This is a genomic window from Bacillus mycoides, from assembly GCF_001757995.1.
Classification (GTDB): domain Bacteria; phylum Bacillota; class Bacilli; order Bacillales; family Bacillaceae_G; genus Bacillus_A; species Bacillus_A mycoides_B.
The window spans coordinates 1-1,585 of record NZ_LXLV01000130.1 but is presented as its reverse complement, the minus strand read 5'-3'; the positions used below and the strand labels follow the sequence as shown (position 1 = coordinate 1,585).

2 protein-coding genes and 1 pseudogene are annotated in these 1,585 nt (G+C 30.9%); all 3 read left to right on the top strand.

All coding sequences use genetic code 11. The annotated features are described in order from the left end of the window. Positions 1 to 298 precede the first annotated feature (298 nt). Positions 299 to 571 (top strand): annotated as a pseudogene (locus BWGOE10_RS29240) (topoisomerase DNA-binding C4 zinc finger domain-containing protein); the annotation flags it as partial. A gap of 281 nt (positions 572 to 852) precedes the next feature. Beyond that, on the top strand, positions 853 to 1,071 hold the full coding sequence (locus BWGOE10_RS29235) for a DUF2089 domain-containing protein (protein WP_236736048.1): 219 nt from the start codon (positions 853 to 855) through the stop codon (positions 1,069 to 1,071). Then, complete coding sequence (locus BWGOE10_RS29230; protein WP_070146077.1) at positions 1,071 to 1,340, top strand: hypothetical protein; 270 nt, start codon at positions 1,071 to 1,073, stop codon at positions 1,338 to 1,340. Before BWGOE10_RS29235 ends, BWGOE10_RS29230 begins: the two co-directional genes overlap by 1 nt. The last annotated feature ends 245 nt before the right edge of the window (positions 1,341 to 1,585 follow it).

Here is a 1,585-nt window from a genome sequence, read left to right as displayed (position 1 = left end):
AATTGTATAATGATTCACAAAGTAGAATTCCGTTTTGATCAATCTTTTTTCAAAATGGATTCTTTTTGTCTCTTATCAAATAAGGGTTTGTAAAACATTTCTGATTAAACTTTATTCCAAACCAATACATATTCTTATGGAACTAACGCATGCTTTAGTTCTATAAGAATTCAAAAGGGCTGTCTAAATTTTACAGTCCTTTTTCAATGATTAAATATCAACATTTTACTTTAACAGATCCCATTATTTAAAGAATACATGAAAAAATTGAGGTTTTAATTAAAAAACGACCTTTCAAATGACGAACAGTGTATATACAAGGCAGGCGAAAGAATTAGCGGAGGCATGCAATGTAAAATTAATAGATCGTGTAGAACTTCAAAAATTGATTAATAAAATTAATCCCGAATATTCGGCTGAAGATGTATATCAAGGGGTAAAACCTGAAGAACGGAAATGTCCAACATGTAAAAATCATTTAGTCGTTCGTAATTCGAATAAAACTGGAAATAAGTTTTTTGGCTGTTCTCAATATCCGACATGTACACATACAGAACCAATCAGTAAATGAGCTGTGATGAAAATCCAGCTCTTTTGTTATTTTTAGGAATTAACTTTAAAAAATCATACTCTCATCAAAAAACGGCTTCTCAGATTTCGATATAACAAATGTTTATTTGAAAGTGAATGACATAAGACCTAAATAACAAGGGATGTGTTGTAAGTGAAAATAAGCGGTTTAAGGTGAGTTAGGTGTACAGAGATAATAAAGTTGTTTAAAAAACGCCAGTCATTTTATTCAACAATCGGGCCAGATTGTGAAGCAATACCCACTTGAGTAACTTAATTCAAATGGGTTCTTTAAAAGAGATTGCAAAGGTTTATGAGGTATCATACCCAACAGTAAGACTTAAACTTGATCGATTAATCGATAAGATAAAAATGAATGATGCCGTAGAAAACGAGGAATTTATTAAATTTATCAAGAGCCTGTCGATTGATGATCGGATAAGTGTAGAAGATGCAAAATTGATTATTGAAAAATATAAACAAGAAAGAGATGGGGAATAATGGTTCTTATTTATGCTGGTATTTTAGCTGTTCAATTTTTCTTATCAAGTAGAAACAATATCTATTGGGGGGCAATTTTACCAGTAGCACATATTGTATTTCTGACATGGTTGTTTATAACGAGTCGTATTGAAAGTACTAGTGGTTTTATCCTTTATCTATTATTAGGGATGTTTTTCTTATGTATAGAATGGAATCTAGGTAGAAAGTATTTTCATAAGAAGATACAAAAAGAATTGGATAAAATGAAAACCCACGACATGAAATAGAGAAAATAGTTGTTAAACGAATTTATTGTTATATTTTTAAGTACAATGAAGTATCTTATGTCGAAAATTAAACGACTATATTTTAACCCCGTCCTAAATTTAGAACGGGGTTATGCTTGTTTGGACTTATCCCCGTCAAGTAGACAACTGTAAAAAAGACTATGCAGCCATCGAAATTCGATATTCGATCGGAGCTCGATGATTGAGTCGTTTTTGGAATCGTTTGTAGTTATAATGATAGATGT